Origin of the sequence: Pseudomonas sp. SB113 (assembly GCF_040754745.1) — a bacterium.
Classification (GTDB): domain Bacteria; phylum Pseudomonadota; class Gammaproteobacteria; order Pseudomonadales; family Pseudomonadaceae; genus Aquipseudomonas; species Aquipseudomonas grimontii.
Genome location: NZ_JBFMHW010000283.1, coordinates 1 through 255, shown reverse-complemented (window position 1 = coordinate 255; position 255 = coordinate 1). Strand labels below are relative to the sequence as shown.

1 protein-coding gene is annotated in these 255 nt (G+C 60.4%); it reads left to right on the top strand.

All coding sequences use genetic code 11. The annotated features are described in order from the left end of the window. Positions 1–255: NAD(P) transhydrogenase subunit alpha (locus tag AB1462_RS32565; RefSeq protein ID WP_367249252.1), on the top strand; the 255-nt coding region annotated here is incomplete at both ends.

The window sequence follows — 255 nt, the reverse complement described above, 5'->3', positions numbered from 1 at the left end:
GGCGATTTATGTCGGTTACCACGTGGTCTGGAACGTAACCCCCGCACTGCACACGCCGCTGATGGCAGTGACCAACGCCATTTCGGCGATTGTGATTGTCGGCGCCATGCTCGCGGCAGCGCTGACCGTGACCCCGCTGGGCAAGACCATGGGCACCCTGGCTGTGGCCCTCGCAGCAGTGAACGTGTTCGGCGGCTTCCTGGTGACTCGCAGGATGCTGGAGATGTTCAAGAAGAAAGCCCCGAAAGTAAAAGA